Source organism: Stenotrophomonas sp. CFBP 13725 (assembly GCF_014841935.1).
In the GTDB taxonomy this organism is placed as follows: domain Bacteria; phylum Pseudomonadota; class Gammaproteobacteria; order Xanthomonadales; family Xanthomonadaceae; genus Stenotrophomonas.
In genome coordinates this window covers 135,373-158,687 of the sequence record NZ_JACYUV010000001.1, presented here as the reverse complement: position 1 = coordinate 158,687, position 23,315 = coordinate 135,373, and the positions used below count along the sequence as shown (strand labels likewise).

23 protein-coding genes are annotated in these 23,315 nt (G+C 67.4%); all 23 read left to right on the top strand.

Going from position 1 to position 23,315, the window contains the following annotated elements; translation table 11 throughout:
- Positions 1-73 precede the first annotated feature (73 nt).
- The 23 genes from IFT65_RS00635 to IFT65_RS00525 all read left to right on the top strand — a co-directional run bounded on the left by IFT65_RS00635 (position 74) and on the right by IFT65_RS00525 (position 23,092).
- Complete coding sequence (locus IFT65_RS00635; protein ID WP_223202847.1) at positions 74-595, top strand: flagellar basal body-associated FliL family protein; 522 nt, start codon at positions 74-76, stop codon at positions 593-595.
- A gap of 9 nt (positions 596-604) precedes the next feature.
- On the top strand, positions 605-1,612 hold the full coding sequence (fliM, locus tag IFT65_RS00630; RefSeq protein WP_188324117.1) for a flagellar motor switch protein FliM: 1,008 nt from the start codon (positions 605-607) through the stop codon (positions 1,610-1,612).
- A complete protein-coding gene (gene fliN, locus IFT65_RS00625) occupies positions 1,609-1,944 on the top strand; it encodes a flagellar motor switch protein FliN (RefSeq protein ID WP_188324118.1) in 336 nt (111 codons plus the stop codon). The genes fliM and fliN overlap by 4 nt, the downstream gene beginning before the upstream one ends.
- Positions 1,945-1,946: 2 nt before the next feature.
- A complete protein-coding gene (gene fliO / locus IFT65_RS00620) occupies positions 1,947-2,357 on the top strand; it encodes a flagellar biosynthetic protein FliO (protein WP_192080064.1) in 411 nt (136 codons plus the stop codon).
- Positions 2,358-2,436: 79 nt separating this feature from the next.
- Entirely contained in the window at positions 2,437-3,159 is a 723-nt protein-coding gene (fliP, locus tag IFT65_RS00615) for a flagellar type III secretion system pore protein FliP (RefSeq protein WP_188327286.1), read from the top strand.
- 31 nt (positions 3,160-3,190) lie between these two features.
- The gene (locus IFT65_RS00610) at positions 3,191-3,460 is read left to right on the top strand and encodes a flagellar biosynthetic protein FliQ (RefSeq protein ID WP_188324119.1); all 270 of its coding nucleotides are present in this window, start codon (positions 3,191-3,193) and stop codon (positions 3,458-3,460) included.
- 107 nt (positions 3,461-3,567) lie between these two features.
- Positions 3,568-4,359 carry a flagellar biosynthetic protein FliR gene (gene fliR, locus IFT65_RS00605; protein ID WP_188324120.1) on the top strand — a complete coding sequence of 264 codons (792 nt, stop codon included), beginning with the start codon at positions 3,568-3,570 and terminating at the stop codon, positions 4,357-4,359.
- 135 nt (positions 4,360-4,494) lie between these two features.
- Positions 4,495-6,600, top strand: a complete 2,106-nt coding sequence (locus tag IFT65_RS00600; protein WP_192079323.1) for an EAL domain-containing protein — start codon at positions 4,495-4,497, stop codon at positions 6,598-6,600.
- Between the two features lie 133 nt (positions 6,601-6,733).
- The gene (gene flhB / locus IFT65_RS00595; protein ID WP_188324122.1) at positions 6,734-7,879 is read left to right on the top strand and encodes a flagellar biosynthesis protein FlhB; all 1,146 of its coding nucleotides are present in this window, start codon (positions 6,734-6,736) and stop codon (positions 7,877-7,879) included.
- Positions 7,876-9,978: a flagellar biosynthesis protein FlhA gene (flhA, locus tag IFT65_RS00590; RefSeq protein WP_192079320.1), complete on the top strand. Its 2,103-nt coding sequence runs from the start codon at positions 7,876-7,878 to the stop codon at positions 9,976-9,978. The genes flhB and flhA overlap by 4 nt, the downstream gene beginning before the upstream one ends.
- Positions 9,979-10,128: 150 nt before the next feature.
- Positions 10,129-11,997, top strand: coding sequence for a flagellar biosynthesis protein FlhF (gene flhF, locus IFT65_RS00585; protein WP_192079319.1), 1,869 nt, complete (start codon positions 10,129-10,131; stop codon positions 11,995-11,997).
- Positions 11,984-12,871 (top strand): MinD/ParA family protein, encoded by an 888-nt coding sequence (locus IFT65_RS00580; RefSeq protein ID WP_192079317.1) that lies wholly within the window; start codon positions 11,984-11,986, stop codon positions 12,869-12,871. The genes flhF and IFT65_RS00580 overlap by 14 nt, the downstream gene beginning before the upstream one ends.
- Complete coding sequence (locus IFT65_RS00575) at positions 12,868-13,611, top strand: RNA polymerase sigma factor FliA (RefSeq protein WP_188324125.1); 744 nt, start codon at positions 12,868-12,870, stop codon at positions 13,609-13,611. Before IFT65_RS00580 ends, IFT65_RS00575 begins: the two co-directional genes overlap by 4 nt.
- 21 nt (positions 13,612-13,632) lie before the next feature.
- Positions 13,633-14,025 (top strand): chemotaxis response regulator CheY, encoded by a 393-nt coding sequence (gene cheY / locus IFT65_RS00570; RefSeq protein ID WP_188324126.1) that lies wholly within the window; start codon positions 13,633-13,635, stop codon positions 14,023-14,025.
- The gene (locus tag IFT65_RS00565; protein WP_192079315.1) at positions 14,025-14,657 is read left to right on the top strand and encodes a protein phosphatase CheZ; all 633 of its coding nucleotides are present in this window, start codon (positions 14,025-14,027) and stop codon (positions 14,655-14,657) included. The genes cheY and IFT65_RS00565 overlap by 1 nt, the downstream gene beginning before the upstream one ends.
- A gap of 2 nt (positions 14,658-14,659) precedes the next feature.
- A complete protein-coding gene (locus IFT65_RS00560; protein WP_192079313.1) occupies positions 14,660-16,504 on the top strand; it encodes a chemotaxis protein CheA in 1,845 nt (614 codons plus the stop codon).
- A gap of 72 nt (positions 16,505-16,576) precedes the next feature.
- Positions 16,577-17,317 carry a flagellar motor protein gene (locus IFT65_RS00555; protein WP_188324129.1) on the top strand — a complete coding sequence of 247 codons (741 nt, stop codon included), beginning with the start codon at positions 16,577-16,579 and terminating at the stop codon, positions 17,315-17,317.
- Position 17,318: 1 nt separating this feature from the next.
- Positions 17,319-18,311, top strand: a complete 993-nt coding sequence (motD, locus tag IFT65_RS00550; RefSeq protein WP_192079311.1) for a flagellar motor protein MotD — start codon at positions 17,319-17,321, stop codon at positions 18,309-18,311.
- Positions 18,312-18,315: 4 nt separating this feature from the next.
- Positions 18,316-19,098, top strand: a complete 783-nt coding sequence (locus tag IFT65_RS00545) for a ParA family protein (RefSeq protein ID WP_188324131.1) — start codon at positions 18,316-18,318, stop codon at positions 19,096-19,098.
- Complete coding sequence (locus tag IFT65_RS00540) at positions 19,095-20,135, top strand: chemotaxis protein CheW (RefSeq protein ID WP_192079309.1); 1,041 nt, start codon at positions 19,095-19,097, stop codon at positions 20,133-20,135. The genes IFT65_RS00545 and IFT65_RS00540 overlap by 4 nt, the downstream gene beginning before the upstream one ends.
- Positions 20,136-20,389: 254 nt before the next feature.
- Positions 20,390-20,698 (top strand): STAS domain-containing protein, encoded by a 309-nt coding sequence (locus IFT65_RS00535; protein ID WP_188324133.1) that lies wholly within the window; start codon positions 20,390-20,392, stop codon positions 20,696-20,698.
- A complete protein-coding gene (locus tag IFT65_RS00530; RefSeq protein ID WP_192079307.1) occupies positions 20,695-21,060 on the top strand; it encodes a response regulator in 366 nt (121 codons plus the stop codon). Before IFT65_RS00535 ends, IFT65_RS00530 begins: the two co-directional genes overlap by 4 nt.
- A gap of 46 nt (positions 21,061-21,106) precedes the next feature.
- Positions 21,107-23,092: a chemotaxis protein CheA gene (locus IFT65_RS00525; RefSeq protein WP_192079305.1), complete on the top strand. Its 1,986-nt coding sequence runs from the start codon at positions 21,107-21,109 to the stop codon at positions 23,090-23,092.
- Positions 23,093-23,315 lie beyond the last annotated feature (223 nt).

The window sequence follows — 23,315 nt, the reverse complement described above, 5'->3', positions numbered from 1 at the left end:
AGCCGCTCGCTACCAACCACCTCCCGGCACAGGCCTTGCATGTCACCGCAGGCAACCTCCAGGAGCTTCACACGTGGCCGCAGCTGCAGACAAAACCAAGAAATCCGCCGACAAGGACAAGGCCGCCCCGTCGCGTCGTCCCATGCTGGTCATCGCCCTGATCGCCGTCGTTGCCGCCGCGGCCGCGGGCGGTGGCGTGTGGTATTTCACCCAGTCCGCGCACGGCGATGCCGGTGCACCGGCAGCCAAGGCCAAGCCCAAGGCGCCGCCCGCACCCGCCCAGTACTTCGGCCTTGAGCCGCCCTTCGTGGTCAACCTCAACGGCCCGGTCGATGGCCCCCGCTACCTGCAGGTGGAAGTACAGCTGATGACCCGCGACGCCACCTCGCTGGACGCCATCCGCACCCATTCCCCGGCGCTCCGCGCCCGCCTGCTGATGCTGTTCTCGCAGGTCACCCCGGACCAGATCGCCGATCGGGCCGGCAAAGAGAAGCTGCAGGCCGACTCGTTGGCTGAGGTGCAGAAAGTGCTGATGGCGGAAACCGGCAAGAAGTGCGCCGATGACCTGCTGTTCACCAGTTTCGTCACCCAGTAAGGGCCGGCCATGAATGACCTGCTGTCCCAGGACGAGATCGATGCCCTGCTGCATGGCGTCGACAGCGGCGCGGTGGAAACCGATGTCGATGCCTCCGTGCCCGGCGAAGCGCGCTCGTACGATTTCGCCAGCCAGGACCGCATCATCCGCGGTCGCATGCCCACGCTGGAGATGGTCCATGAGCGCTTCGCCCGCCTGTGGCGCATCGGCCTGTTCAACCTGATCCGCCGTTCGGCCGAGCTGTCGGTGCGCGGCATCGAGCTGATCAAGTTCAACGACTACATGCATTCGCTATACGTGCCCACCAACCTCAACCTGATCCGCTTCAAGCCGCTGCGCGGCACCGGCCTGATCGTGTTCGAGCCGACCCTGGTGTTCGCCATCGTCGACAATTTCTTCGGCGGGGATGGGCGCTACCCCACCCGCATCGAGGGCCGCGAGTTCACCGCCACGGAAATGCGGGTCATCCACCTGCTGCTGAAGCAGACCTTCGCCGATCTGCGCGAGGCGTGGGCGCCGGTGATGGACGTGGAGTTCGAGTACCTCAATTCCGAGATCAACCCGCACTTCGCCAACATCGTCACCCCGCGCGAATACGTCGTGGTGTGCCGCCTGCATGTCGAACTCGACGGAGGCGGCGGCGACATCCACGTCACCCTGCCCTACTCGATGCTGGAACCCATCCGCGAACTGCTCGATGCCGGTATCCAGAGCGACCGCAACGACCGCGACGAGAGCTGGGGCAAGACCCTGCGCGAGCAGCTCAACGTGGCCGAGGTCAACCTGTCCAGCGTGCTCGCGACCAAGCGCATGAGCCTGCGCGAGCTGACCCGCTTGAAGGTCGGCGACATCCTGCCGATCGACCTGCCCAACGAGGTGCCGGTCTGCGTGGAAGGCATCCCGGTGTTCACCGGCCAGTTCGGCGTGGCCAATGGCATGAACGCTGTAAAGATCACCGCAACCCATCCGCCGGGCACCCGCCAGCGTGCGCCAGCTACCCAGGAAGACCCGCAATGAACGAAACCGAGCGCCAAGAAGCCATCGCTGCCCAGTTCGAGGCCCTGCAGGCCGAGGACACCGGCGGTGCCGATCTCAACCTGGACGTGATCCTGGACGTGCCGGTGACGCTGTCACTGGAAGTCGGGCGTGCGCGCCTGCCGATCCGCAACCTGCTGCAGCTCAACCAGGGCTCGGTGGTGGAACTGGAACGCGGTGCCGGCGAGTCACTGGACGTACTGGTCAACGGCACGCTGATCGCACATGGCGAAGTGGTCGTCATCAATGACCGCTTCGGCGTGCGCCTGACCGATGTGGTCAGCCCCAGCGAACGGATCCGGAGACTGCGTTGAGCCTGCACCTGCTCATCGCCACCGGTCAGGCGGCAGCAAAGGTCGCCGCGCCCGCGGTAGGCCAGCATGCGCCCTCCACGCCCGGTCTGTTCGGTGCCGTGCTGGCGCTGCTGCTGGTGCTGGCGCTGGTGGTCGGCCTGGGCTGGCTGCTCAAGCGCATGCCGGGCAGCAGCTTCCGCCAGGCCGAGGGCCTGAAGATGGTGGCCAGCATCGCCGTGGGCGCCAAGGAGCGCGTGGTGGTGCTGGAGATCAACGGTGAGCAGATGCTGCTGGGCGTGACCGCTGGCGGCATCAGCAAGCTGCACACGCTGAGCGAACCGCTCCCGCCGCCGACGCCGATGCGCGTGCCGGACTTGAAGAACCTCCCCAATTTCGCCCAGTTGCTGCAGCAGCGGCTGCGCAAGGACTCCTGAAATGCGTTCGATCTCTCTGCCGCGCGCAGGCCATCGGCCCGCAGCCACCCGCTGGCTCCCTTGGCTGGCGTTGCTGGTGATGTTGCTGCTGCCCGCGCTGGCCTTCGCCGTGCCGGGTGCGCCGGCCACGCCGCTGCCCGACGTGAATGTCGGCCGCATCGGTGGGCAACCGGTCAGCCTGCCGCTGCAGACCCTGCTGCTGATGACCGCGATCACCCTGATCCCGTCGATGCTGCTGGTGCTCACCGCGTTCACCCGCATCATCGTCGTGCTGGCCCTCCTGCGGCAGGCGCTGGGCACCGGCCAGACGCCGTCCAACCAGGTCATGCTCGGCCTTGCCCTGTTCCTGACCGCGATGATCATGTTGCCGACCTGGGACAAGGCCTGGAGTACCGGCATGGCCCCTTACCTGGACGGGCAGATTGATTTCCAGTCCGCCTGGACGCTGACCACGCAGCCACTGCGCGCCTTCATGCTGGCGCAGATCCGCGAAACCGACCTGATGACCTTTGCCGGCATCGCCGGCCATGGCACCTATGCCAGTCCAGACGCGGTGCCCTTCCCGGTGCTGGTGGCGTCCTTCGTCACCAGCGAGCTGAAGACCGCCTTCGAAATCGGCTTCCTGATCTTCATCCCCTTCGTGATCATCGATCTGGTCGTGGCCAGCGTACTGATGTCGATGGGCATGATGATGCTGTCGCCCATGCTGGTGTCGGCGCCTTTCAAGATCCTGTTGTTCGTGCTGGTCGATGGCTGGGTGCTGACCGTCGGCACACTGGCCGCCAGCTTCAATCCTTCCTGAGTCGCCCGGCCCCTCTTCCACTGGAATTCCGATGTCTCCCGAACTTGCCCTGACCGAACTGCGCGGCGGCCTGATCGCTACCCTATGGGTGGCCGGCCCCCTGTTGCTTACCGTGCTGGTGGTGGGCGTGGTGGTGGGCATCGTGCAGGCCGCCACCCAGCTCAACGAGCCGACCATCGCGTTCGTCGCCAAGGCGGCGGCGCTGACGGCCGTCCTGTTCGCGCTGGGCAGCCTGCTGCTGGGACATATGGTGGAGTTCACCATCCTGCTGTTCCAGCGCATTCCCCATCTGATCGGCTAGGTCGTGCGCTTCGTCCCACCCTGCATCGGTACCCGATGGGCGCACGCACCCTTCGTCGTCCGCCTGGACGGCTGCAACAGGGGCCGGATCCCGCTGGAGGGCGGCTGATGGATCCTGCGACCCAGATGGCGACCGACGGCCTGCAGGCCTTCGGCATGATCGGCGATACGCTGTGGACCCTGCTGCGGCTGGGCGCCATGATCATGGCAATGCCGCTGATCGGTACCCGCGCGGTGCCGTCCCGCATCAAACTGCTGCTGTCGGCGACGCTGTCGATTGCACTGGCGCCGATCCTTCCGCCCGTCCCCAGCTGGGTGGGATTCGATGCGGCTACCGTACTGACCATCTTCCGCGAACTGGTGATCGGGATAACGATCGGCTTCATGCTGCGGCTGGTATTCGAGGCCGGCGCGTTGGCTGGCGAGCTGATCGCCCAAGGCACCGGCCTGTCCTTCGCGCAGATGGCCGACCCGATGCGCGGGGGCAGCTCGGGCGTCATCGGGCAATGGTTCTACCTGATGTTCGGCCTGCTGTTCTTCACCGCCAACGGCCATCTGGCGTTGATCTCGCTGCTGGTGGACAGCTATCGCGCATTGCCGATCGGCACCACCCTGCCCGATCCGCAGGCACTGACCACCTTGGCCCCTACCTTCCTGCTGACCGTGCTGCGTGGCGGCGTCGGCCTGGCGTTGCCGCTGATCGTGGCGATGCTGGCGGTCAACCTGGCCTTCGGCGCACTCGCCCGTGCAGCCCCGGCGCTCAATCCGATCCAGCTCGGCCTGCCGGTATCGCTGCTGTTGGGGCTGGCCCTGCTGGCCGTGCTGGCGGGCGAGATGGGCCCACCCGTGCAGCGCCTGTTCGATGCCGCCTTTGATGCGGCCGGTGCCGTGGTCCGCTGATCGCAGCATGCAAGGCAGCTCACTGACAGCAGGCAGGGATACCACCGCGTATGTATCCACGCCATTTAGCGGTAGATTCATCGGGAAGATGCGCTGACCTGCACGAGCCAGCGCAAGTCGAACAGGAGATCGACGATGCTGCAGGGCCGCTACGAGATTTCGTTGGTCATGTTGTCCCTGCTGGTCGCTGCGCTGGCATCGTTTACCGCACTGGCCATGGCATCACGCGCTGCGCGCAGCGACGGCGCGTCGGCGATGTGGGCCTGGCGGCTCGGCGGCGGCTGCGCCATGGGCCTTGGCATCTGGTCGATGCACTTCATCGGCATGCTGGCCTTCGCGCTGCCCATTGCGGTGGCCTATGACCGCACCCTGACCTCCGCGTCGCTGGCGATCGCCATCGGATCATCCGTGTTCGCCCTCTGGCTGGTCACCCGGCCCACCCTGCCGCACGGACGGCTGGCCGGTGGCGCAGTGCTGATGGGCACCGGCATTGCCAGCATGCACTACGTCGGCATGCTGGCCATGCGGATGCAGCCGCCCATCCAGTGGCACTTCGGCTGGGTCGTCGCCTCGCTGCTGGTGGCTGTCGCGGCAAGCTGGAGCGCCCTGTTCATCGTGTTCCGTCTGCACCGCTCACAAGCGCGCCTGTCGGCACGCCTGGCCGCATCGGTCATGCTCGGCGCCGGCATTGGCGGCATGCACTACACCGGCATGGCCGCAGCGCGGTTTCCGCAGGACAGCGTCTGCGGCGCACTGGCTGGCGGCAGCCTGCCCAGCGACATCCTGGCGCTGCTGGTCGTGCTGGTTACCGGGCTGATACTGGGAGGGGCGTTGTTGTTGGCCTGGATGGAGCAACGCCTGCAGACCCACCTGCTGCGCGTACGCAACGCTTCACTCAGCCACAGCCTGGATGATGCACACGCCGAACTGACACGGGCTGCGTTGCACGACCCCCTCACCCGCCTGCCCAATCGCAGGCTGTTGCAGCAGCACATCGAGCAATCGCTCAGCGAGGTGGCCACATCGGGCAAGCGCTTCGCTGTGGTGTTCATCGATCTGGACGGGTTCAAGCACGTCAACGACGTCTACGGGCACCAGACCGGCGATGCGCTGCTGATTGCAGTCAGCGAGCGGCTTGGCCGCCTGCTGCGTCCGCGCGACCTGCTTGCACGCCTGGGCGGGGATGAGTTCGTGCTGGTGGCCGACCTGGACGCAGGGCAGGACATGACCCTGCTTGCGCAGCACATGCTGCAGGCGCTGAACGTCCACGATCTGGTCGCCGGCCACGAGTTGCGGGTTAGCGCGAGCATCGGCATCGCCCTGTGCCCCGACCACGCGATGTCCGAGCGACAGCTGATGGCCTGCGCCGACGCTGCGATGTACCAGGCCAAGCAGCGGGGTCGCAACCGCTATGTGGTCTACATCGAGGGGATGGATTCCGGTGCCGCTGCGCAAGCGGCGCTGCAGGCCGAGCTTCGCGCCGCCATCGACGGCCACCAGCTGCTGCTGCATTACCAACCGAAGCTGCGGGTAGAAGACGGGGACGTCTGCGGTGCCGAAGCCCTGGTCCGCTGGCAGCATCCGCAGCGCGGCCTGATCGCCCCCGACCAGTTCATCGGCCTGGCCGAACGCAGCGGCCTGATCGGCGCGCTGGGGCGCTGGGCGCTGGATGAAGCGTGCAGGCAGCTGCGCCAGTGGCATTGCCTTGGCCAGGACGACTGGACGATATCAGTGAACCTGTCGCCGCTGCAGTTCACCGCGCCCGGCCTGCTGCAGGATGTGGCCAGTGCGTTGGCACGTCATCAGCTGCCCGCGCGCCAGCTCATCCTTGAAATCACCGAGAGCACGGTGATGCGCGATACGACGACCAGCACCGACCTGTTGCAGGGGCTGTCGGCGCTGGGAGTGGGCATCTCCATCGACGACTTCGGCACCGGCTATTCCAGCCTGTTCTACCTCAAGCGCTTGCCCGCCACGGAACTGAAGATCGACCACGCCTTCGTGCGCGACCTGGCCAACAGCCGCGAGGACGTGGTCATCGTGTCGTCCATCATCGCGCTGGGCCGCGCCCTGCACATGGACGTGGTGGCCGAAGGCGTGGAAACCATCGCCCAGCGGCGCTGCCTGGAGCAGCTGGGATGCACCTCCCTGCAGGGCTATCTGCTGGGGCGTCCGGTCGAGGCCGCACGTTTCCTGCAGTTGCACGGTGAGCGAAGGCCGCAGGTCGATCCGACCCCGTAGCGCCGAGCCACGCTCGGCGGATACCCGCATCGTCCGGGCCCGCTGCGCTCGCCGACCCCGGGTCGGCGCTACCGGTGATCGGCAACGGCACGGATCTTGCAGCCTGCCGGGCACCCCCCTGGATCTGCGCGCGATGTCCGAGAACGAAGACGGCGGCGAAAAAACCGAACAGCCAACTGAAAAACGACTGCGCGAGGCCCGCGAACAGGGCAATACGCCGCGCTCGCGCGAGTTGGCCACCGCTGCGGTATTCGGCGGGGGCGTGCTGGCGGTGATGGCCACCGGCGGGCAGCTGGCCAGCGGCGGCATCGACTGGATGAAACAGGCGCTGACCCCCGACCTCTCGCTGCGCCAGCACCCGATGGAGCTGTTCGGGCATGTCGGCGATCTGTTCCTGCGCCTGCTGCTGGTCACCGCACCGCTGTTGATCGTCTGCCTGCTGGCCAGCTTCCTGGCCCCGGTGGTGATGGGTGGCCTGCGCTGGTCCGGCAAGGCGATGATGCCCGACTTCACCCGCATGAATCCCGCCTCCGGCCTCAAACGCCTGTATGGCCCCGAAGCGGTCGCCGAGTTCGTCAAATCCCTGCTGCGCGTGCTGTTCGTCGGCACCGCCGCCACCATCGTGATGATGGGGGGCATGGACCTGCTGCGTGGCCTGCTGCACCAGCCGTTGGAGACCGCCATCGTGCGCGGCCTCGGCTTCACCCTGAAGCTGCTGCTGGCCACGGCGGTGGCGATGCTGCTGCTGGCTTTCATCGATGCGCCATATCAGCGCTGGAACTGGCTGCGCAAGCTGAAGATGACCCGTGAAGAACTGCGCCGCGAGATGAAGGAAAGCGAAGGCAGCCCGGAAGTGAAGGGGCGCATCCGCCAGCTGCAGCACGAAATGTCCAACCGCCGGATGATGGAAGCGGTACCCACCGCCGACGTGGTGCTGGTCAATCCGACCCATTACGCCGTAGCGCTGAAGTACGAAGGCGGCAAGATGGGCGCGCCCAAGGTGGTCGCGCTGGGGGTGGATGAAACCGCCCAGCACATCCGCAAGATCGCCGAGGGCAACAAGGTGGCCATCGTCTCGGCGCCGCCTTTGGCACGGGCCTTGTATCGGGAAGGGGAACTCGGAAAGGAAATCCCCGTGAGACTGTATTCGGCCGTTGCCCAGGTGCTCTCCTACGTCTACCAGCTGCGCAGCTGGCGCACCGGCCCCATGCCCAGCCAGCCGTACGTGGACGTGGCCGAATACGCGCCGGGCACCGCGCCTGACGGGGCGCCGCGATGAGCGCCCAGCCCGGCACCTTCAATACCCGCAGCATCCTGGCCATGATCCGCCAGGGGCTCGGCGCGCCGCTGATCGTCATGGCCCTGCTGGCCATGGTGGTCGTACCGCTGGCCGCCCCCGTGCTGGATGCGCTGTTCACCTTCAACATCGCCATCTCGATGATGGTGCTGCTGGCGGTGGTGTATGTGAAGCGTCCGCTGGACTTCACCATCTTCCCGATCGTGCTGCTGGTCACCACGATGCTGCGGCTGGCACTGAACGTCGCCTCCACCCGCGTGATCCTGCTCAACGGCCAGAACGGCCACGAGGCCGCCGGCAAGGTGATCGCCGCCTTCGGCGAGTTCGTCATCGGCGGCAACTACGCCGTCGGCATCGTGGTCTTCGCGATCCTGACCATCATCAATTTCGTGGTGATCACCAAAGGTGCAGGCCGCGTTTCCGAAGTGACCGCGCGCTTCATCCTCGACTCGATGCCCGGCAAGCAGATGGCCATCGATGCCGACCTCAATGCCGGATTGTTGACGCGTGAAGAGGCCAAGGCCCGGCGCGAGGAGGTCCGCGAGGAAGCAGACTTCTACGGTGCGATGGACGGTGCCAGCAAGTTCATCCGCGGCGACGCCATCGCCGGCATCCTGATCCTCTTCATCAACATGATCGGCGGCCTGGCCGTCGGCATGCTCCAGCACAACATGGCCTTCGGCGACGCAGCGGCCACCTACACCCTGCTGTCCATCGGTGACGGCCTGGTGGCGCAGCTGCCGGCGCTGCTGGTGTCCAGTGCGGTGGCGATGCTGGTCACCCGCGCCTCGCGCTCGCAGGACATGAGCCAGGCCATGATGGGCCAGGTGTTCGGCCAGTACCGTGCGCTGGCCATCACCGCCGGCATCATCGGCGTGGTCGGCCTGGTCCCGGGCATGCCGAACGTCGCCTTCCTGACGCTGGCGGCGATCCTGGGCTTCATGGCCTGGAAGATATGGAAAAAGAGCCAACTGGCCGAGACGCAGGCCAACGCCGCGCCGACTGCCCAGCCGATGGACGCGCTGGGTCGCCCCGCCGCGCCCGCACCCAGCGCCGAACTGACCTGGGACGAACTGCGTCCGGTCGACCCGCTGGGCCTGGAAGTGGGCTACCGGCTGATCCCGCTGGTCGATGCCGCACAGGGCGGCGAACTGATGGCCCGCATCAAGGGCGTGCGTCGCAAGCTGACGCAGGACATCGGCTTCCTGATTCCCTCGGTGCATATCCGCGACAACCTGGAACTGCCCGCCACCGCCTACCGCCTGCTGATCCACGGCGTGCCGGTCGCCACGGCGGAAATCCATCCTGACCGCGAACTGGCGCTGGACCCGGGCAGTGCCTTGGGCCAGCTGGACGGCATCGCCGGCAAGGACCCGGCCTTCGGCCTGGATGCCACGTGGATCCAGCCGCATCAGCGCGCCCATGCGGAATCGATGGGCTACACCGTGGTGGACCCGGCCACCGTGGTCGCCACCCACCTGTCCCACCTGATCCGCGAGCATGCGCCGGAGCTGCTGGGTCATGAGGAAGTGCAACAGCTGCTGGCCAACCTGGCCAAGAGCGCCCCGAAGCTGGTCGAAGACCTGACCCCGAAGGCCGTGCCGCTGTCGGTGGTGGTACGCGTGCTGCAGAACCTGTTGATCGAGCGCATCCCGGTACGGCAGCTGCGCAAGATTGCCGAGTCGCTGGTGGAAACCGCCCCGTCCAGCCAGGACCCGACCGTGCTCACCGCGGCAGTGCGCAACACGCTGGGCCGTTTCATCGTGCAGGAGATCGCCGGCATGTCCGCCGAGCTGCCGGTGTTCACCCTCAACCCGCAATTGGAACGCGTCTTGCAGGAGTCCACGCAGGGTAACGGCGCTGCGCTGGAACCCGGACTCGCCGAACGGCTGCACCAGAGTCTTGCCGACTGTGTCAGCAAGCAGGAAGCCCGCAACGAGCCCGCCGTGGTGCTGGTACCGGGCCCGGTCCGTGCCGCGCTGGCACGCCTGGTCCGTCACAGCGTTCCATCGCTGTCGGTGCTGGCGTACAGCGAGGTGCCGGAAGACAAGCGGCTGAAGCTGGTCGGCACGATCAGCTGACCGCAGGCCTCCACCGGCGCCGGGAAACCGGCAGCAGCGCCGCCGCCACCGTAGTGATCCAACCATTTTCCAAGGGGACCCCGCACCGTGCAGACCACCGAACAATCGCGATCCCCTGCCACCGAACCGACTCCGTCCCGGTACCCCAGCATGAAAATCAAACGCTTCGTCGCCGCCGACATGCGATCGGCCATGAACCTGGTCCGCAAGGAACATGGACCGGATGCGGTCATCCTGTCCAACCGGCGGATCGAGGAAGGCGTCGAAATCGTGGCGGCCGCACATTACGACGAGAGCGTGGTGCAGCGTGCACTGGAAACCGCCCGCAAGGACAGTGCGCCCGTGCAGGCAGCCGCACCGGCGCCGCGTCCGCGCACCGCCGCCGACGCGATGATCGCCGCGATGACCCGTCGCCGCGAGCCGGTCGCCGAGATCGAACCGGTGGCGGCGACCACGTCGGCCGTTGCGGCCCTGGCACGCGCAGCGGTGGGCGCGACGGGTCGCACGTTGAACAGCAGCGATGAAATCGTCATGCAGCGCGGCAGCGAAGGATTCGCGGCGACCCTGGCCCGTGCCGCCGGCGGTGCACTGCATCGCGAAGCGCCGCAGCGTGTCAACGAACCGGCGCTGCCGGAGCAGATCTTTGCCCCGTTCGAACACGCACAGCCCGAACCGCGCCAGCAGGCCAGCGCACCGCGCCCACTGCCGCCGCTGCCGCGCGCGTGGGTGGAAGATGAAGCCTTCGCCATCGAGCCGCCGGTCGTTACCGCGCCGGTCATCCGCCCCCCGACCGTGCTGCCGCCGCCGCTGCCGATGGCCTTCGCTGCGCAGATGCCGATGATCGGTAGCGCCGAGCCACGCTCTGCGGACACCCTCCCGGTGCCGCAGACCCACGCCGCCCCGGACACCCTCTCGACGCCGCAGCCCCCGGCCGCCCCGGACATCTCCGCGGCCCCGCAGCCGCCTGCCGCCCTGGACACCTTCCCGGCGCCGACCTCCGGTAGCGCCGAGCCACGCTCGGCGGAAACCTTGCCGGCCCTGCAGGTCGCCGAGGCCGTACAACCGGCGCGCCCGATCGTCGCCCCGCCGACCCTCACCGTCATCGCCCGCGACGACGAAGAGATGCGCCACCTGCGCAACGAAGTGGCCGGCATGCGCCAGGTGATCGAGCGCGAAATGCACCGCTTCACCGATGAGCGCCTGCGCGGCAATCCAGTGCGCGCCGCCGCGCTGGACCTGATGGACGAATATGGCTTCGATGCCGGTATCGCCCGCGACGTGGTGCTGCAGATCCCGCTGGAGACCGAGGCCCACCGCGGTCGCGGCCTGATGCTGGGCCTGCTCTCGCGCAAGCTGCCGATCTCGCCGGTCGACCCGCTGGAGGCAGGCGGTGTGATCGCGCTGGTCGGCCCCACCGGTGCCGGCAAGACCACCACCATCGCCAAGCTTGCCTCGCGCTTTGCCGAAAGCCACGCCCCGCGCGATGTCGCCCTGGTCACCACTGATACCACCCGCATCGGCGCCCGCGAGCAGCTGTACGGCTTCGGCCGCCAGCTCGGCATCGCCGTGCACGAGGCCAGCAGCGGCACCGACCTGGATCAGTTGCTGGAACGCCTGAAGGACTACAAGCTGGTGCTGATCGACACCGCAGGCGTCGGCCCGCGCGACCGCACCCTGGCCTCGCAGCTGCAGTGGCTGCGCGCCGCGCCGAAGGTCAGCACCCTGCTGGTGCTGCCGGCCAACACCAGCTTCGGCGACATGGACGAAGTGGTGCGCCGCTTCAGCGCCGCCAACCTGCAGGGCGTCGTGCTGAGCAAGCTGGACGAGACCGGTCGCTTCGGTACGGCCCTGTCGGTCGCCGTCGACCACCGCCTGCCGATCACCTGGGTGACCGATGGCCAGGACGTTCCTGAAGACCTGCACCGGGCCAGTGCGGCCAATCTTGTACTTCGCCTTGAAGATTTGCGCCGCGCGGCCGATATGCCCTGCAACCCGGAGTTGAACCATGCCGTCGCGTGAATACGCCAAGCTGACCACGACCTTCCCGTTGTCGGCCACCCGCAGCCAGCCGCTGGGCCCGGTCCGCACCATCGCCGTCACCGGCGGCAAGGGCGGCGTGGGCAAGACGAACGTTTCGGCCAACATGGCCGTGGCGCTCGCTGGCATGGGCAAACGCACGCTGCTGCTGGATGCCGACCTCGGCCTGGCCAACATCGACGTGATCCTCGGCCTGAAGCCGGAGTTCACCCTGGCCGACCTGATCGCCGGGCGCTGCACGCTGGAAGAAGTGATCATCGAGGGACCCAACGGCGTGCTGGTGGTTCCGGCTGCATCCGGTCGGCGACACATGGCCGAGCTGGCACCGGCCGAGCACATCGGCCTGGTCAACGTGTTCTCCGAGCTGGAGCGCGATCTGGACGTGATGGTGGTCGACACGGCCGCCGGCATCACCGACGGCGTGCTGACCTTCTGCCAGGCCGCGCAGGACACCGTGGTGGTGGTCTGCGATGAGCCGGCCTCGATCACCGATGCCTACGCGCTGATCAAGGTGTTGTCGCGCGAACGCGGCGTGGATCGCATCCAGGTGGTGGCCAACATGGTGCGCGACCCCAACGAAGGGCGCGTGCTGTATGAAAAGCTCAGCCGGGTCTGCGAGAAATTCCTCGCCGATGTCTCGCTGAACTACCTCGGCTGCGTGCCGCAGGATGACTGGCTGCGCATGTCCGTGCAGCGCCAGCAGCCGGTGGTGAAAGCCTACCCGTCCAGCCCGTCGGCGCTGGCGATCAACGAAATCGCCCGCCGCACCGCCCGCTGGCAGGCACCGACCGAGCCGCGCGGTGGCGTGGAGTTCTTCCTCGAACGCATCCTCAAGCAGCGGGGGGTGGTGGCATGAAAGGCGCCGCTCAATACCGCGAGGTGCAGCGCACCGCCGCCACCGAGTGCATCGCGCAGCATTCGGACCTGGTGCGGCGCATCGCCCACCACCTGGCCGCGCGACTGCCCGCCAGCGTCGAGATCGATGACCTGATCCAGGCCGGCATGATGGGCCTGATGGAAGCGTCGCGCAGCTACGACGCCGACCAGGGGGCCTCGTTTGAAACCTATGCCTCGATCCGCATCCGCGGTTCGATGATCGATGAGATCCGGCGCGGCGACTGGGTGCCGCGCTCGGTGCACCGCCGCGCCCGCGATGCCGCCTCGACCATCCGTCGCCTGGAGCAGACCACGGGTCGCGCCGCATCGGCCACCGAAGTGGCCGCGGCGATGGACATCCCGCTGCCGGAATACCTACGGCTGATGGAAGATGCCTCGCGTGGCCAGGTGCTGAGCCTGGAATCGCGCATCGAAGACCAGGGCGAGCTGGATACCGTCGCCCAAGGCGGACCCACCCCGCAGCAGGTGCTGGAGCGCAGCCAGTTCGGCAGCGAGCTGGGCAAGGCCATCGGCCACCTGCCCGAGCGCGAACAGCTGGTGCTGTCGCTGTACTACGAACAGGAATTGAACCTTAAAGAGATCGGCGCAGTGCTCGGTGTGAGCGAGTCGCGGGTCTGCCAGATCCATGGCCAGGCGGTATTGCGCCTGCGTGGCCGACTGAAAGCCTTCGAGGCCGTTGACGCGGGCCTGGAAGCATAAGTACCCAAGAGGAATGAAGCTTTGAACAAGAACATGCGCATCCTGATCGTCGACGATTTCTCGACCATGCGTCGCATCGTCAAGAACCTGCTGGGCGACCTGGGCTTCAGCAACACCGCCGAGGCCGAGGATGGGCATGCCGCGCTGGCGTTGCTGCAGAGCCAGTCCTTCGACTTCGTGGTGACCGACTGGAACATGCCGGTCATGACCGGTATCGAGCTGCTGAAGGCCATCCGTGCCGACGCCAAGCTGAAGACCCTGCCGGTACTGATGGTGACCGCCGAAGCCAAGCGCGAGCAGATCATCGAAGCGGCACAGGCCGGCGTGAACGGCTACATCATCAAGCCCTTCACCGCACAGACGCTGCAGGAAAAACTGGGCAAGATCTTCGAACGCCTGGCGGCGAGCGCTTGATGGACGTCGCCATGGACAAGGCGTGGCTGGTCCAACGCCTGCAGGAAGCATTGGCCGCACTGGAAGCCGGAGATGAAGCCGGCTGGCGTGTGCAGATCGACGCGCTGGCGGCGGCACGCACCCAGCCGATGATGGCCGGCCTGTCACGATTGGCCCGCGAGCTGGGCCAGGCGCTGGGAGAACTGCCCACCGTCGGTCATGACGCCGATGCTGAAGAGCTCGACGATGCGTGCGCGCGGCTGGACCACGTGGTCACGATGACCGAACAAGCCACCCACCGCACCTTGGACCTGACCGAGGAATGCCGTGCCCTGACCGCCCGCCTGGGCGAGGAGGCGCTGCCCGCACTGGAGCAGCAGCAGGCACTCGAGCGTATCCGCCACAACCTGACCGAGATCGCGCTGACCCAGAGTTACCAGGACCTGACCGGCCAGATCATCCGCCGTGTGGTGGGCATCGTGCGCCGCGTACATGAAGGCTTCGGTGCCTTGGGCCTGCCGCCGGAACTGCAGGCATCGCGCCAGCAGGGCCGCACTGAGCCGGCGCTGGCCGGACCGGCCGTGGCCGGTGTGGATCGCCATGCGGTGTCCCAGCTGGACGCCGACGACCTGCTGTCCGACCTGGGGCTCTGAGCATGAGTGGAATCGCCGACGACATCGCTGCGGACTTCATCATCGAGGCGCAGGAAATCCTGGATCGTCTCGGCGAGCAGCTGGTCACCCTGGAGCAGGACCCGCAGGACAGCCCCCAGCTCAATGCGGTGTTCCGGGGATACCACACGCTGAAAGGCGGTGCCGGCTTCCTCGGCATCCACGCCATGGTGGAGCTGTGCCACGCCGCCGAGGAAACCCTCGGCCTGGCGCGCTCCGGACAGGCCACGCTGCAGCCGCATCACTTCGATGCCGGCCAACAATCGCTGGACTATCTGCAGGCGATGCTGGATGCGGTGTCGGCCGGCGAAGAACCGGGCCATGCCCCGCCGGACCTGATCGCCCAGTTCGATGTCGGCGTGGCCCCCTCGCCTGCCGCGTCGGCCGCGCTGGCCGGCAACGACGCCGGTTCGGAAATGATCAGCGACGATGAGTTCGAGGCCCTGCTCGACCAGTTGCATGGCGGCGCCGCGCCCACGGCGGTCGCACCCAAGGCCGACGATGGCATGATCAGCGAGGACGAGTTCGAGGCCTTGCTGGATCAGCTGCATGGCGGCGCTGTGCCGGGCAGTACACTCGCGCAGCAGGCGCCCGTTGCACAGGCGGCCCCGCCGCCGAAGCGCCCTGCCGCCGCGCCCACGCCCGCGCCCAAGCCCGCCAAGCCGCTGGCCGAGGCCGAACACACCGTGCGCGTGGACACCAAGCGCCTGGATGCCATCGTCAACCTGATCGGCGAACTGGTGCTGTCGCGCAACCGCCTGAAGACCCTGCGCGTGCGTTTGCGCGACGAAGAGCTTGATCGCGCCGTGTCCACGCTGGACATCGCGACCGCGCGTCTGCAGTCGGCGGTCATGCGCACCCGCATGCAGCCGGTGGGCAAGGTCTTCTCGCGTTTCCCGAAAGTGGCGCGCGATGTCGCGCGCTCGCTGAACAAGGAAGTTGAACTGGAACTGTTCGGCGCCGAAACCGAACTGGACCGCAACCTGGTCGAGGCACTGGCCGATCCGCTCGTGCATCTGGTGCGCAATGCCATCGACCACGGCGTGGAGATGCCCGACCTGCGTGAAGCGCAGGGCAAGCCCCGCAGCGGCCACGTGCGCTTGTCCGCGCAGCAGGAAGGCGACTACGTCAGCATCGAAGTGCAGGACGACGGCGCCGGCATCGACCCGGAGAAACTGCGTGCCAAGGCGCGCGAGAAGGGCCTGATCGATCCGGAGGCCGCTGCCCGCCTGAGCAGCGAAGAGTGCCTGCACCTGGTGTTCCTGCCGGGCTTCTCGACCAAGGCCGAGGTCACCGACATCTCCGGCCGCGGCGTGGGCATGGACGTGGTGCAGTCGCGCATCCGCGAACTCAGCGGACAGATCCAGATCCAGTCCGAACTGGGCCGCGGCAGCCGCTTCATGATCCGCGTGCCGCTTACCCTGGCCATTCTGCCGACCCTGCTGGTGCAGGCCGGCGAGGATGTGTACGCCCTGCCGCTGGCACGCGTGCTGGAGGTGCTGCATGCACCGGCCACGTCCCTCGGCTGGTTCGATGGACGCGCCGTGCTTGATCGCCTGTCGCACACCCTGGCCCTGGTGGACCTGCGCCACTGGCTGGACGTGGAACCGGCACCGTCGCACCTGCTGACCATCGTCGTGCTGCAGGCGGGCGAGACCCGCTTCGGCCTGGTCGTGGACCAGGTGCGGGGCCGCGAAGAGGTCGTCATCAAACCGCTGCCCAAGGCCCTGCGTGGGCTGCGTGGTTATGCCGGCGCGACCCTGATCGGCGACGGACGCATGGCCCTGATCCTGGATGTGGACGGCCTTCGCAGCCCGCACGACGGATGAAAACTGTGACGCCGGTCGGCCACTGCCTGGCCACCACCTCAAGTCACCCCGCTACAGGCCGATAACCGATCCATGGACAGACTCAGCCTCATCGGACTCTTCCTCGCCTTGGCATCTCTGGTGGGGGGCAGCATCCTCAAGGGCGCCGGCCTGGCGTCGTTGTGGTCGCCTGCCGCGTTCGTCATCGTCATCGTCGGCACCCTTGCCTCGATCCTGCTGCATACCGCGCCGGCAGTGTTCAAGCACGCCTTCAAGATCGTGCGTTGGGTCATCCGCCCGCCGCAGAGCGACCGCCGCCAGCTGATCACGCAGATCGTGGAATGGAGCAACATCGCGCGCCGCCAGGGCTTGCTGGGCCTGGAGGCGCAGGTCGACGCGCAGAGCGATCCGTTCCTGCGCAAGGGGCTGCAGTTGCTGGTGGATGGCGTGGAGCCGGAAACCATCCGGCACATGCTGGAGATCGAACTGAGCAGCCAGGAACACAAAGACCTGGCCGCGTCGAAGGTATTCGAAGCCATGGGCATCTATGCCCCGACGCTGGGCATCATCGGCGCGGTGCTGGGCTTGATCGCCGTGATGAAGAACCTTGCCGACCCCAGCAAGCTGGGACACGGCATCGCGGCGGCCTTCACCGCCACCATCTACGGCATCGCCTCGGCCAACCTGCTGTTCCTGCCGGTGTCCGCCAAGCTGAAGAGCGTGATCGCCCACACCACGCGCGATCGCGAGATGGCCATCGAAGGCATCATCTCGATCGCCCACGGCGAGAACCCGCGCAACATCGAAACCAACCTGAGCGGATTCCTGCACTGACATGGCCCGCCGCCGTCACCACGAAGAGCATGCCAACCATGAGGCCTGGGCGATTCCGTACGCCGACCTGATGACGCTGCTGCTTGCCTTCTTCGTGGTGATGTATGCCATCTCCACGGTCAACGAAGGCAAGTACCGGGTGGTCGCCAGTGCCTTGAGCAGCGCCTTCGGGTCTGCGCCACGCACCATCAACCCGGTGCAGGTAGGCAGTCACCAGGTAAAGGGCGGCGGCTGGGACACCCCGTCGGTGATCAACGCCGGCAGCCGCGTCGGTCCCTCGGCACCGGCCCCGGCCAACGACCCTACCCTGCTGCCCTCGATGGCATCGCAGATGCGCTCGCCCATCTCGTTCCGCGACCAGGAGCAGCTGAAGCAGGCCGAAAAACAGCTGGATGGCATCGCCGACCGACTCACCGCCGCGCTCACACCGCTGATCGACCGCGGCATGATCACCGTGCGCCGTACCGAGCTGTGGATCGAAGTAGAGATCAACAGCGACATCCTGTTCCCCACCGGCGCATCGATGCTCGATGTGCACGCACGCGACACGCTCGCCAAGCTGGCCGAGGTGCTGCGTGACGTGCCCAACAGCGTGCGCGTGGAAGGCCACACCGACAACATCCCTATCGCCACGGCCCAGTTCCCGTCGAACTGGGAACTGTCGGCGGCCCGTGCGGCAAGCGTGGTGCATCTGTTCGCCGATCAGGGGCTGCAGCCCGCCCGGTTGGCGATGGTCGGCTACGGCGAGTTCCGCCCCCGCGAAGACAACACCAGTGCGGACGGCCGCAACCGCAACCGCCGCGTGATGGTGATCATCCTGGCCGATACCAGCCACGGCGTGGATCCCATCAGCCAGCGCCTCAACGCCTCCAGCAACACCGACGCGCCGGTGATCGCCCCTATTGCCTTACCCCCCCTCCCGCAGGCGCCCCGCGCGCCCGCCCCGGCCGGCAGCCCCATCGGCGCCGCCGTCACCCCCGCCATGAAGGAGTAGACCGATGCGCATCTGGGCAATCGCCAACCAGAAGGGCGGAGTCGGCAAGACCACCACCACCCTCGCCCTCGGACGCCAACTGGCCGGACTGGGCCATCGCGTGCTGCTGATCGATCTCGATCCGCATGCATCGCTGACCCGCTCGTTCGGCATTCCGCTGGATCCACCGCCGGCGGGCGTACTGGATCTGTTCGCCACCCCGCCGGTGGAGCTGTCCGTGCTCAGCCACCCCAGCGCCATTCCCGGCCTGGACCACGTCTGCGCGCAGGCCGCACTGGCCACGCTGGAACGGCGCAGCGCCAACCAGCCGGGCCTGGGCCTGTCGCTGCAGAACGCGTTGGCCCGCCACAAAGGCCGTCACGATTACATCCTGCTGGACTGCGCACCCACGCTGGGCTTGCTGATGATCAACGCACTGGCAGCCGCTGATCGCCTGATCATTCCCACCCAGGCCGAGCCGTTAGCCCTGCACGGTCTGGATGGCATGGTCCGCACCGGCGAGATGGTGGAGCGCTCGCGCCGCCGTCCGCTGCCGATGTCGATCCTGCCTACCCTGTTCGATCGACGCACCCGCGCCGGCAACGAGACGCTGCGGCAGATGCAGGACCGCCACCTCACGCGGGTCTGGGATGACGCGATTCCGGTCGACACCCGCATGAGCAGCGCTGCCACCCTGATGACGCCGGTGGAAGGCGATGACTACCCCGGGCGCGGGCTCGCGGCCTATCGGCGTGCGCTGGAGTGGATCCTGACCGACGATGCGCGCGCGCTGGAGCAGGCCGCATGAACAACGAACAGGTGCTGGACGACTATCTGGAGCAGTTGCTGGGTGACGCGGTGGCATCGGCCGACGCGCCTGCGGCTGCCGCTGCGCAGGTGCTCGCCCCTGCAGTGCCGGGTGACGCGGACGACGCGCGCGAGCCCACTTGGGATGATCTGCCGCATGAGGTCGTCTACGAAACCGGCGCCCCCGCCGTCGTGGACGATGAAGAAGCCGCTCTGCAGGCTGCCTTCGATGCCACCCTGGACGCGATGAACCACGCCAGCGCCGCGACGCCGCCCGAACGCCCGCCGACCTGGGATGACCTGCCCGACGAGGTGATCTACGAAACCGGCGAGGACCTCGCGGCCGTGCTGGCCAACGCGGACAGCCCGTCGCTGGAAGCCGCCTTCGCCGCCGCTGCCGACCCGACCGCGGCAGACACGGTGATCCTGGCAGCGCCCGCCGCGCCGATCGCCGCCGCCGCGGTTGCCCGCGCCCCCGCGCCCCCGCGCATTCCGAACCGCCCGTCCAACCTGCCGCCGCCGGCGAGCGCAGCCGGCGCGCCCAGCACGTGGCAGGAACTGCAGGAACAGGCCCGTGAGAACGGACATGCGTCCTCACCCCAGCGCCGCGCCGCCGAGCGCAGCTCGCGCTGGCTGCGCCTGCGCTGTGGCAGCCAGGCCTACGCGCTGGAGCTGCTGAAGGTGCAGGAGGTAGTGCTGCCGGTGCCGTTGCTGTCGCTGCGCGGCACCGCCCCGGCCATACTGGGCATCATGAACCTGCGTGGGCAGGTGGTACCGGTGATGGACCTGGGCATCCACCTGGGTGGCGCACCGGCGGGCGAAGATGCGCTGACCCGCATCGTGGTGCTGGAGGAGAACGGCGACATCATGGGCCTGCGGGTCACCGCGGTCGAGGATGTGACCAACCTCAGCGACTCGCAGATCGAGCCCCCGGACACCGCGCGTATCTGCCGGATCAGCAACGACATCTTCCGTGGCGTCGCCCGCGTAAGCGCCCAGCCGATGATCCTGCTCGACGCCACGCGCCTGCTCAACTGATCGCAGCCAGCCGGCCTCTGACGCGGCCGGTGATCCGGGTGCTGCGGCCGCTGGAGCGCGTGGCGGTGGGGATGGCGGTGCGCTTGGTGGTGCGCCTGATGGTGCGCTCGGCGGTGCGCTTGGTGGGTGCGCCTGGTAGAGCTGACTTCAGTCGGCTGCTTTTCCCGCCCTTGCCCATAAACAAAAAAACCCATCCCTAAAGCTTTCCCGGAAATTGCCGCTATGAAGTCTGGAACCGTTTGTCCGGAGCAACAATGAGCACAGTGGACCTGGGTGAAGATCTCGGCATCGAGAGCAGCACCGAGCTGAAGAACCGCCTGGCCCCGCTGCTGGCCGAGGCCGCGCCCGTGGTGCTTGACGCCAGTCGGGTCAGCCGCATCCACACCGCAGCGGTGCAGGTGCTGTGCGCGTTCGTGCACGACCGCCGCAGTGCGGGCCGGCCGACACAGTTCAGCGGATGCACCGCAACCTTTTCCGACGCCGCGCGACTGCTCGGCGTCAGCCAGGCCCTCGGCCTGGATGTACCCCATGACAACCTGAATTCTGTGGAGAACGCGGCATGAGCGCACGTATCTTGGTGGTGGATGACTCGGCGTCGATGCGCCAGATGGTCTCCTTCGCCCTCACCTCGGCCGGCTTTGCCGTCGAAGAAGCCGAGGATGGCGCCGTCGCACTCAACCGCGCCAAGGGACAGCGCTTCAACGCCGTGGTGACCGACGTCAACATGCCCAACATGGATGGCATCTCGCTGATCCGCGAGCTGCGCCAGTTGGCTGAGTACAAGTTCACCCCGATGCTGATGCTGACCACCGAGTCAGCGGCAGACAAGAAATCCGAAGGCAAGGCGGCCGGTGCGACCGGCTGGCTGGTGAAGCCGTTCAATCCCGAACAGCTGATCGCCACCGTGCAGAAAGTCCTGGGCTGATCGCCCTCGCCGCCCCCGTCCCCCGCGCCCCTGGAACACACCTGACATGAGCATGGACCTGCAACGATTCCACGCCACCTTCTTCGAGGAAAGCCGCGAAGGGCTGGATGCGATGGAAGCTGGACTGCTGACCCTGGAATCCGGCCAGCACGATGCAGAGATCATCAATTCGGTGTTCCGGGCCGCGCACTCGATCAAGGGCGGCGCCGGCACCTTCGGCTTCGATGCCATCGCCGCGCTGACCCATGTGCTGGAAACGCTGCTGGACGAGCTGCGTGCCGGCAAGCGCGCGCTGGAAGCCAACGCTGTCGACGCCATGCTGGCATCGGTGGACGTGCTGCGCGCCCTGCAGCGCGAAGCCGAACACGGCGTGCAGGCCGACCCGGCCGTGGTCGCCGCGATGAAGGCGCGCCTGGAAGGCATTCTGTCCGGGCAGGCGCCCGCCGCCGCCGCGAGTGCGCCCGCTGCCGCCGTTGAAGCCGAGCCGGAAGCCTGGCAGATCGGCTTTACGCCGGCGCCGTCGATGTTCATGAGCGGCAACGATCCGCTGCGGATCATCCGCGAGCTGGAGCACCTCGGCCCGCTGCAGGTGCAGGCCCGCATGGAACGCCTGCCCGGCTTCGAGCAGTTGGATCCGTTCGAAGCGCACCTGGCATGGGACCTCGGCCTGATCGGCAAGATCAAGCGCAGCCAGATCGAAGACACCTTCGCCTGGGTGGTCGATGACTGCGAACTGGACATCCGTCCGGTCGTGCCGCCCAGCCTGGCCCTCGATCCGGTGGTCGAGGTCGCCCCGCAGGCGGCCGCTGCACCGATCGCAGCAGCCACCCCCGGCGCGGCGCCGGCCGCACCGCCGGCCGAGGCAGAGACCTCGATCCGGGTGAGCGTGGACAAGGTCGACGCCCTGATCAATCTGGTGGGCGAACTCGTCATCACCCAGGCCATGCTCAAGCAGGTCTCCAACCACATCGACCCGGCCCACGCCGAGCGCCTGTTCGCCGGCCTGGACCTGCTGGAGCGCAACACGCGTGACCTGCAGGAAGCGGTCATCGGCGTGCGCATGCTGCCGGTGGATGCGGTGTTCCGCCGCTTCCCGCGTCTGGTCCGCGACCTCTCCACGCGATTGGGCAAGCAGGTGCGCCTGAAGACGATCGGCGAAGGCACCGAACTGGACAAGGGCCTGATCGAAAAGATCGCCGATCCCCTGGTCCACCTGGTGCGCAACTCCATCGACCACGGCTTGGAAATGCCGGAGTTCCGCCGCAATGCGGGCAAGGACGAAACCGGCACGATCACGTTGGCGGCATCACACCAGGGCGGCCACATCGTCATTGAAGTCAGCGACGACGGCCACGGCCTGAACCGCGAACGCATCCTGGCGAAGGCGGCCGAGCGCGGCCTTGCCGTGCCGGACAACCCCACCGATTCGCAGGTCTGGGACCTGATCTTCCAGCCCGGTTTCTCCACGGCAGATGCCGTGACCGACCTGTCCGGCCGCGGTGTGGGCATGGACGTGGTCCGTCGCAACATCCAGGCGCTGGGCGGTGAGGTGCAGATCGAAAGCCGCGCCGGTTTCGGGACGCGCACGCTGATCCGCCTGCCGCTGACCCTCGCCATCCTCGACGGCATGACCGTTTCGGTGGCGGGCGAAACCTTGATCCTGCCGCTGGCCTATGTACTGGAAGCATTGCAGCCGCAAGCCAGCGACATCCGCACCATGGCCGGCGAAGGCCGCGTGCTGCGCGTGCGCGGCGAGTACCTGCCCATCCTGTCGTTGAGCGAGTACTACGGCTACGGCCAGCGTCACAGCGATGAGTCGCTGGTGGTGGTGGTGGAAGGCGATGGCCAGAAGATCGCGCTGGAAGTGGACGAACTGGTCGGCCAGCAGCAGGTTGTCGTGAAGAACATCGAGAACAACTACCGCCGCATCGGCGGCGTGTCCGGCGCCACCATCCTCGGCGATGGCCGCGTGGCCCTGATCGTCGACATCGGCGGCCTGGTCCGCTCGCTGCGGGTGCCGCAGGCGGCCTGAGCCGCGCTGCACTGACGTCTGGTAGCGCCGAGCCACGCTCGGCGGCTTCTCCGCCCACGATCACGACGCCTGATACACGCCGCGCTGCGCTGACGTCCGGTAGCGCCGAGCCATGCTCGGCGGCTTTTCTGCCCACAATCACGACGCCTGATACAGGCCGCGCTGCGCGCTCGCCGAGCGTGGCTCGGCGCTACCCGCAAATCCTGCGCTGACCTCCGGTAGC